General features: G+C 32.4%; 6 protein-coding genes. 2 read left to right on the top strand and 4 right to left on the bottom strand.

The features are described 5' to 3' along the window. Window positions 1–413 precede the first annotated feature (413 nt). A complete protein-coding gene (gene grrM, locus ACP6PL_RS15655) occupies window positions 414–1610 on the top strand; it encodes a cyclophane-forming radical SAM/SPASM peptide maturase GrrM/OscB (protein WP_426546195.1) in 1197 nt (398 codons plus the stop codon). A 651-nt stretch (window positions 1611–2261) separates the two neighbouring features. On the opposite strand, the gene ACP6PL_RS15650 is transcribed toward grrM, so the two are convergent. Further along, a complete protein-coding gene (locus ACP6PL_RS15650) occupies window positions 2262–2657 on the bottom strand; it encodes an MgtC/SapB family protein (protein WP_426546194.1) in 396 nt (131 codons plus the stop codon). A 150-nt stretch (window positions 2658–2807) separates the two neighbouring features. Here ACP6PL_RS15650 and ACP6PL_RS15645 point away from each other — a divergent pair, with 150 nt between their 5' ends. Beyond that, the gene (locus ACP6PL_RS15645) at window positions 2808–3743 is read left to right on the top strand and encodes a PrsW family intramembrane metalloprotease (protein ID WP_426546193.1); all 936 of its coding nucleotides are present in this window, start codon (window positions 2808–2810) and stop codon (window positions 3741–3743) included. A gap of 277 nt (window positions 3744–4020) precedes the next feature. Here the strand turns inward: ACP6PL_RS15645 and ACP6PL_RS15640 are convergent, their stop codons facing one another. The 3 genes from ACP6PL_RS15640 to ACP6PL_RS15630 form a co-directional block, all read right to left on the bottom strand. Then, window positions 4021–4872: an alpha/beta fold hydrolase gene (locus ACP6PL_RS15640; protein ID WP_426546192.1), complete on the bottom strand. Its 852-nt coding sequence runs from the start codon at window positions 4870–4872 to the stop codon at window positions 4021–4023. 182 nt (window positions 4873–5054) lie between these two features. Beyond that, on the bottom strand, window positions 5055–6221 hold the full coding sequence (hpsO, locus tag ACP6PL_RS15635) for a hormogonium polysaccharide biosynthesis glycosyltransferase HpsO (RefSeq protein ID WP_426546191.1): 1167 nt from the start codon (window positions 6219–6221) through the stop codon (window positions 5055–5057). A gap of 497 nt (window positions 6222–6718) precedes the next feature. After that, complete coding sequence (locus tag ACP6PL_RS15630) at window positions 6719–6910, bottom strand: hypothetical protein (RefSeq protein WP_426546190.1); 192 nt, start codon at window positions 6908–6910, stop codon at window positions 6719–6721. Window positions 6911–7014: the final 104 nt, after the last annotated feature.

The following is a 7014-nucleotide window of genomic DNA, read 5'->3' as shown; positions in this document are numbered from 1 at the left end:
CTTTAAACCACAATTATTTAATTAACAATTAATAATTAATAATTCGGTAAAAATAAAAGTTTATAAATAGTTTTTGGCGGGAGAAACAATCAGAATCTAGTTAATTTAGTGAATGAAATATAGAAAACTTGTAAGCATTCAGAAGTCAGCTATTAGCTAGCCTCTTGCCTCCTGCGGAGGAGCTGCGTTAACAGCTATTTATTTTAGTTTTAGATAAAAGCTTGATTAATTGAAGTAAATTGAATTTTACTATAAAAGCTGGCTTTAAAGGCTATATTTATTTAGAGCAAGTCCTTAATATTTGGATATTATTGCTGAGAGCTGACGGCTAATAGCTGAATGCTTACTAAAACCCGATCGTTATTTCTCGTAATTTCAATAATTCTGATTTTAATTTAGTTAGTATAAAAAAAATGAACACTATTCAATTTAATCCTACTAATACAGAACTTACTCCTGATATTGACTACTGCAAATTTGGTCCGATTTCTTTAGTTGTAATTCAACCTACCTCTTTCTGCAATCTTGACTGTGATTATTGTTATCTTCCCCATCGTCAACTCAAAAATAGATTATCTCTAGATTTAATTGAACCAATTTTTCAAAGAATTTATACCAGTAGTTTTTTAGGTTGTGATTTTACAGTTTGTTGGCACGCTGGAGAACCTCTAGCTGTACCAATTTCTTTTTATGAATCTGCCTTTGAAATCATCAATCAAGCTGACAAAAAATATAATACTCAACCCTGCCAAACATGGCATTCTTTTCAAACCAATGCTACATTAATTAATCAAGCCTGGTGTGATTTTTTTAAACAACATCCAGTTCATGTTGGAGTGAGTATAGACGGACCAGATTTCATTCATAATATTCATCGTAAAACTCGCACAGGTTTAGGTAGTCATGCCAGCACAATGCGGGGTATTTCTTATTTACAAAAAAATGAAATTGATTTGAGTATAATTGCCGTTATTACTGAAGACTCCTTAGATTATCCTGATGAAATATTTAACTTTTTTTGGGAAAATGGCATTACTGATGTTGGGTTTAATATGGAAGAAACAGAAGGAGTTCATCAGTCTTCATCTTTAGATAAATTAGGTATAGAAAAACGTTACCGAGATTTTATTAAAAGATTTTGGGATCTGACTGCTCAAACAGAAGGTGAATTTAAAGTTCGTGAATTTGAGTCAATTTGTAATTTAATTTATGATGATGAGCGCCTAGAAAATACTGACATGAATAAACCTTTTGTGATTGTCAGTATTGATAATCAGGGAAATTTTTCTACCTTCGATCCAGAATTATTATCTGTAAAAACAGAAAGTTATGGAGACTTCATTTTAGGTAACGTTTTACAAGATACATTCGAGTCAGTTATCCAGACAGAAAAATTTCAGAAAATTTATCAAGACATGACTGCTGGAGTGGAAAATTGTCAGAAAAATTGTCAATATTTTGGTGTTTGTGGTGGTGGAGCAGGTAGTAATAAATATTGGGAAAATGGTACATTTAATTCCACAGAAACCACCGCTTGTAAATATCGGATCAAAGTAATTACTGACCTAGTATTAGATGAGTTAGAAAATTCTTTGGGTATTTCTGGATAATATTTAAAAATACTATGTTACCAATCATTGATGCTAGTTGGTAATAATTACTATTGACTGAGATTATAATACCAAATTCATACATAGATATTTACAGCAAAATGATGAAAACTGTTAGTAAATTTTCTGCAGACGTAGGGGGTGAAAATCAGATTATCTCCTTGGCATAAAAAACAATTTTTTATGGTTAAAATAAAAGTTAATATCATGTCCGCTGGTATCGTTTGTGTAAATCGAAGGGTGAATATCTACAGGAAATTTAAGTTTTTTTATTGCCCTTAAGTATTCCTGCCTGTTGTTCCCTGTTCCCTGTTCCCTGTTCCCTGTTCCCTACCTTTGCTATACAATACCGATGCTACCGGACATGATATAATATCAAAAATGAAACAGTTTTACTCTCAGAAAAAATAAATATTATAAATTCTTACCGAATTATTAATTATTAATTGTTAATTAAATGATTGTGGTTTAAAGCCTCCCCTTTGAAGGGGAAAAAAGTGCTAGGATATTTCCCAATCTTCAATTCCCGAACGGTTTTAACCAGAGGTAATTATCAATTATCCATTATCAATTATCAATTAATGAACTCCTGACTCCTAATAACAAAGCCACGGTAGCAAAAATTTATCAAATTGTTATAACACCTATCACCTAAGTATTTTCTTCATCTTTTCTGAGAAAAAGTCTAGTTCCTCTCAGAACCAGTAAGGTTGCTAGAAGAATAACCACTGCTAGTTTCCACTCTCCTGTAGCACAAGCTAACCCAAGGGCGGCAGAGACCCATATAACTGCTGCACTGGTTAAACCCCGTGCTACTAGACCTTCTCTGAGAATAATACCACCACCAATAAAACCGACCCCTTGTACAATACCTGTCATCATGCGAACTTTTTCAGTTGGATCGATCGCCTCTACTAATAACAGGAAGGAACAAGCTGCTATGGCGACTACAGCATTTGTTTTAACTCCCGCAGGTTTATGTCTTAGCTCCCTTTCTAAACCTAATATTCCACCAAGAACTGCTGCAGCAATAATTTTTTCAATCATAATAAAAATGTAAAAAGTGTCAAGCTACTTATCTTTTCAATCTTGACCGCTAAAGGTTAATGATATAAATTTTTATAGACAAAACTCTATAGAATCTCTAGTATATGAAATCGAATCTTAGGTAAATATTTCACTACTAAAAACTAATCTATGAAAAATATAATCCCCAATTCTAAACCAGGAAAAGCCGAACTTATTCCTATTACTTCAATGCAAAAATATTTAGTGAAGGAAGGTTACTTAATACCCGGCATTGTCACAGTAGTTTTTGTCGTTTTGATGTTCGTTTCTGTGGGAATGCCTAATTTATATGAATGGTTAATAGCAAGTTATATTGCTGGTGCTGCTTTCTATTTTGTCTACCGTTTATGCGATAAACCTAAACCTTGGTGGGTATTATTTTGCTCCGGTTTTGCTACTTGTGTAATTCTAGCCAGTCCGATTTTACTTCTATTTATTATTGTATTTCGTGGTATCTTGCCTGGTAATGTATCAGATAATTTGGAACAGTTAACCTTCCCAGTTTTATTTATCAAAATGTTTTTTGGGGCAGGATTAATGGAAGAATTGCTGAAAGCATTACCAGTGTTTGGCTGTATGTGGCTTGGACAGAGGTTACGAAGTCCCCGCAGAGAACAAGTGGGAATTTGGGGACCTCTAGATGGCATTTTAATTGGTACTGCTTCTGGCGTCGGCTTTACAATGTTTGAAACCCTGGGGCAATATGTACCTGGAATGGTGGAAAATGTCACAGAGTTGTTAGGAGAAGGTCTTTTAGGATTAGGAGTAGGTTATTTAGCAGGTTTACAACTACTCATCCCCCGAATTTTAGGATCAATTGCTGGTCACATGGCCTACAGTGGCTACTTTGGTTATTTTATTGGTTTAAGTGTTATTTATCCCCATGATCGATGGAAAATTTTGGGAGTTGGTTATCTAAGTTCTTCTTTGTTACACGCTTTGTGGAATTCTACGGGAGATAGTTTGATAATTTTAGCGACAGTAGGTGCAGTTTCCTATGCGTTTTTTGTCTCAGCAATTTTAAAGGCAAAGGAAATATCAAAACTGCCGATAAAACTTAGATAAGAGGTAGAAAAAAGGTTTTGGAAGATTGAAAAAATGATCATATTATTTATTGTTGCGTAAGTCCTGTTTATCTTCTCGTAGTTTAGTTTTAGAGTACATGACAAATAACTCTAAAAAAATAATAGAATTGCTCTACAACTTTATCAGGGCTTATGCAACAGGAATAATTGTAGTAGTAATATCCGAAATAATGACCAAATCATAAACCATATATGGCTAGTGCTGCGTAAATTCTGTCTGTTAAAATCCCTACTGGTTTAGCGTTACTAAAAATTCCTTAATTTAGCCAGTTGGCGATCGCTTCTATTTGGTTTGTTGATAATAAAGGTGGGTTATGACCACAAAGAAAATGCTTCACAGTTATTTGGGAATGAATAGATTGCATTTTCTGGATAGTTTCTGGCAACAAAAGATAAGATTCTTCACCATGTAACAATAATATAGGAGAACTTACTAATGACCAAGTTTTCCAAAAATCAACTGGTTTTAGTTTACCTTTACTAACTCTAAACAAATCTATAATAGATAAATCGTAGTGTAATTTATATTTACCTTCAGAAGTCTTTTTAACAGTATTTTTAGCTATATGTTCCCATTCTGAATCAGTTAAAGCGCCGTAATCAGAATAAAATTCTCTCACATATTCTGTTACTTGAGTAAAATTCTCAAAATCAGGATTTCCTCGACTTAAATATTGTCCTGCCCAACGTCTCAAACTTTCAGGAAGAACCTCTGGACCAATATCATTCATAACTAATCTATTAATTAGATAATTTTTTTGAGAGGCAATAAACATTCCAATTAAACCCCCCATTGATGTTCCTATCCAGTCAAAATTACTGAGATTTAATTGATTAATTAAAGTTAACATATCTGAGACATAAAGAGGTAGACCATAATCAGATGAATTGGATAACCAATCGCTTTTCCCTCTACCTACTATATCTGGGCAAATAATTCGATATCTTTGTTGTAAAGCAGCCGCTAAATAGTCAAAATCTCTCCCTGTACGACTAAAACCATGAACACAAATTAACACCCTTTTATTCTCAGGATTACCCCATTGAGTATAAGCCATCTTATGCTGACCATTAGGGTTTTTACATTCTATATATTCATAATTTACCATTATATTTCTTGCTTATAGCTATCTTTAAATACTTGTATTCTATTACTTCTACTTCAAATTTAAAACTATCCTACTAAGCATTCTAAAACTATATAAACTATAGATAGTGTTTGTAAAGTAAATATCAATAAAGCTAGAATGCTTAATATTCAGGGGTACTTATAACTGATAACTGAAATGACCTACACCAACTCCTGATAAAAACTAAATAACTGCCTAGCTAAAGCTGTATTTGTATACTGACTCATTGCCTTTTCATAACCTTTTTGCCCTAAACTTTCAGTTAATTCTTTTTGCTCCATTAACTGCATTAAACGATCTTTTAATTCTTCAACATTTCCCTCTGGAAAAACCAAACCTGCATCCCTAATTACATAAGGGATTTCCCCAGAGTCAGAACCTATTACAGGAACTCTACAAGCCATTGCCTCAATTAAAACATGACCGAATTGTTCTTTCCAACCCACAGAAGTTAAAGTTTTAAACTTATAAGTAGTTTCTGATGGCAAAACCAAAGTATTCATCAGATTAATATATTTTTGTACATGGTCGTGAGGCACACTTTCTACAAAAATCAAGCGATCCTTAATTCCTAATGCTGTTGCTGTTTCCACCAAAGTTGTTTGTAATTCACCCCTACCCAACAATAACCATTTCCAATTTTTTTCCTGTAAACCTGCTAGAGATTTAGTTAAAGTTAATAATCCCTTTTCCTCAACAAAACGACCTACAAAACCAACCACAAAATCATCAGGTTGAATGCCTAAACTATCTCTTAATTCCGCTTGAGGTTCTGGTTTAAAAAGAGTTTCATCTACTCCTAACTGAGGCATAACTTTAATCGGACCTTTGTAACCTCTCTCCCTTAAAATATCTTCTCCATCTTTATTACCTGCAACAATTCCATCAGTATTTCTGAGGTTATAACCTTCTAATAAAGAAATAGGAAATTTAAGTTCATAAGGTAAATTCCACCAAGTGAAAAATAAATTTTTAGCCTTGAGTCCTAAAAGCTTATTAAAAGTAATAAACTGAGCATAAGTTAAAGCTTTAGAACCCTGTTCTACTTGAATAATATCTGGCTTAAATTTTCGGAGTAAACTAATTAAGTCAGGACCAAAAGTTAGTAAAGCCTGATTATTTTCGCTGTAATTAGAAATAGGTACTACTTGGAAAGAACCCTCATCAATAAATTTAGTTTCAACTATTTGACTTTGTACCCCTTTTGGATTCCAACGTTGAGGTACAACAACTGTAACTTCAATACCAGGTTCAAGTTGAGCTAAAGCACGTAACTTTTCCCGATTAAGGTCAACAATATAGGTGTGGCTAGCTATTAATATTCTCATAGTTTTTATTGTATGATTTAGTATTTATGAAACAGTATATGATAGGTTTTTCAGGAAAATTTGAAATTTGGGATTTTAATTCAGTTTTTTTATCTAAAATATCTATTTTTTAAATAAAAAAGTTTTTTATATATATTAATCTTCATCTCTAGTTAGGTATAACCAAGCGACTAAATCGAACATATTTTTAAAATTTAACATTGCCTGACTTATATTGTTCTAATTTCCTACTTGATAATTGATCAAAGCGTTCTTTTGTATTGATATAAAGTTCACCTAATAAATGCTTTACTAAACTTATAATTAATTCCCTTTACCTTCTTCACGACCTTTTCTTTTACCGTCTTCTTTTTAAATATGGTAAAATCAGTAATAGTTAGAGAAATTACAAAATTAAATCAGCATAAATTTCCCATAGCTTCAGTTGATTAACACCAACTTTATCTGCATAGTAAGAAACTATTTTATTCAAACCTTCTATATTTAAAACCTGCATTTCAATTCACTATAGAACCATTATCAAGTTTAGCTCTCACATCTAAAAATGAATCTTTAAGAATAGCGGTCGCTTCTGCTTCATAGGTATTAATAAATTCCAAATCACGGATAATATTTTGACCTTTATAGAGCAGTGCCTTGAGAAAAATAGCAGGTTTAAAGAAGTCAGAAGTTAAAAGTAAAATTCGCAAGTTAATTTTTTCAAAAAATCAATTTTTTTGTTAGTTGCCAACAAAAAAATTAATTCTTAATTCTTAATTCTTAATTCTTAATTCTTAATTCTTAATTCTTAATT

It is taken from the genome of Dapis purpurea BLCC-M126, from assembly GCF_050015975.1.
GTDB lineage: Bacteria > Cyanobacteriota > Cyanobacteriia > Cyanobacteriales > Microcoleaceae > Trichodesmium.
The sequence above is the reverse complement of the archived record's forward strand: the minus strand, read 5'-3'. Positions and strand labels throughout refer to the sequence as shown.

Coding starts and splice junctions, on each gene's coding strand:
- grrM (WP_426546195.1), top strand. CDS start 414: ATGAACACTATTCAATTTAATCCTACTAATACAGAACTTACTCCTGAT.
- ACP6PL_RS15650 (WP_426546194.1), bottom strand. CDS start 2,657: ATGATTGAAAAAATTATTGCTGCAGCAGTTCTTGGTGGAATATTAGGT.
- ACP6PL_RS15645 (WP_426546193.1), top strand. CDS start 2,808: ATGAAAAATATAATCCCCAATTCTAAACCAGGAAAAGCCGAACTTATT.
- ACP6PL_RS15640 (WP_426546192.1), bottom strand. CDS start 4,872: ATGGTAAATTATGAATATATAGAATGTAAAAACCCTAATGGTCAGCAT.
- hpsO (WP_426546191.1), bottom strand. CDS start 6,221: ATGAGAATATTAATAGCTAGCCACACCTATATTGTTGACCTTAATCGG.